The following is a 1628-nucleotide window of genomic DNA, read 5'->3' on the forward strand; positions in this document are numbered from 1 at the left end:
GGCGGTTTCAAGGGGTCGACGCAACACCGCTGTTAGTTGGTGGTGATTAGATCACGCAGACGCTCGGCTGGGGTATCCCAGCCGAGCGTTTTGCGTGGCCGGCCGTTGAGTTCCTGGGCGACGTGCTCGAGGTCCGCCGGGCTGTGGACACTCAGATCGGTGCCCTTGGGGAAATACTGCCGCAGCAGTCCGTTGGTGTTCTCGTTGGTGCCGCGTTGCCAGGGGCTGGCCGGGTCACAGAAGTACACGGCCATATCGGCAGCGATACCGAACTGCTTGTGCCGGGCCATCTCGGCGCCCTGATCCCAGGTCAGCGAGCCACGAAGATGCGCGGGCAGGTCCTTCATCGCGGCGATGAGCGCGTCCCGCACGGATTCGGCGTCGTGCCCGTTCGGCAGGTGCAGCAGCATCGTGTAGCGGGTGGTGCGTTCGACGAGGGTGCCGATCGCGGTCTTGTTCAGCTCACCGGTGATCAAATCACCTTCCCAGTGTCCGGGCACCGCACGGTCGGCGACCTCGGCGGGCCGGTCACTGATCATCACCATCGGATCGGTGAATCGCTGATACCGCTGACCGTCCGCGCGGTGCGGTTTACGTCTCGTTCGACCGGTCCGAAGTGCCTGTTGTACTTGCTTTTTGAGCCCCCCTCGGGCTTGGAAATAGAGAGCTTGGTAGATCGTTTCGTGGCTCACCCGCATACTTTCGTCGTCGGGATGATCCCGGCGCAGACGGTGCGAGATCTGCTCCGGCGACAACTTCCGGGACAGGCCTTCCTCGACCGCTGCCCGCAGGACCGTGTTCACCACCAGTTTGGACTGCTTGGGCCGCGCCCGGGCGGCAGCGGCGGCCCGATCGGCCCGATACGGCAGGTACCTGCCCTCGATGCTGTGCCGACGAACCTCCCGCGAGACGGTCGAGACGTTCTTGCCGATCCGAGCGGCGATGGTCCGCAGCGAATCCTCGACGAGCAGGCCGTCGGCGATCACGATCCGGTCCTCGCTCGACAGATACCGGTCGCTGATCGCCGGCCGTCCGCTGTCCTCACAGGTCACACTGGTCACAGACTGTGTGTAGACGGTTCCGTGGTGGTAGTCCACGACCCGCCCGTCGGGATGAATCCGCTTGCTGTTCGAGCGCCGGATTCCCTGACGCCAGTCCCGTGCGGTGCGTTCGTTGACCCCGACCTCGCGGGCTGCTCGTCTGGCCGACCAGCCCGCTGCGATCAACTCCAGACAACGACGCTTGGCTTCGGGCTTGCCTTTCGGCGAGATTTTCCCTGTGCCGACCAGTCCCTCGTCGACCAGGATCCGGCGGGCCACCGAGTGCGCCACCGCGCAGGCCTTCGCCGCCCGGGTGATCGAGCCCGTCTCCTCGTAGACGGTCACGATCACCCGGCGGTCAGCGGTGCCGGCCGGGCCGCGGGGTTTACCCATCGGCCGGCCGATGGCCCTCAAGATCGCGTAACACCGTTGCCGGGGCAGCCCGAACGCGGCCGCGGCCTCCTTGACCGGAACCCCGGCATCGATCAGTCGTGCCAGATGGTTACCGAACCGGTCGCAGTCCTCCGCAAACGACATGATCGTCGCAACCTCTCGTTGAGAGTGTTGCGACGATCATGTGAACCCGCC

Annotated in this window: 1 protein-coding gene; it reads right to left on the reverse strand. The window is 65.5% G+C overall.

What is annotated here, in order from left to right; translation table 11 throughout:
* Nucleotides 1-32 precede the first annotated feature (32 nt).
* A complete protein-coding gene (locus ABZ789_RS22605; protein ID WP_358428902.1) occupies nucleotides 33-1223 on the reverse strand; it encodes an IS30 family transposase in 1191 nt (396 codons plus the stop codon).
* Nucleotides 1224-1628 lie beyond the last annotated feature (405 nt).

Source organism: Rhodococcus sp. NPDC047139 (assembly GCF_040643435.1).
Lineage (GTDB): Bacteria > Actinomycetota > Actinomycetes > Mycobacteriales > Mycobacteriaceae > Rhodococcus.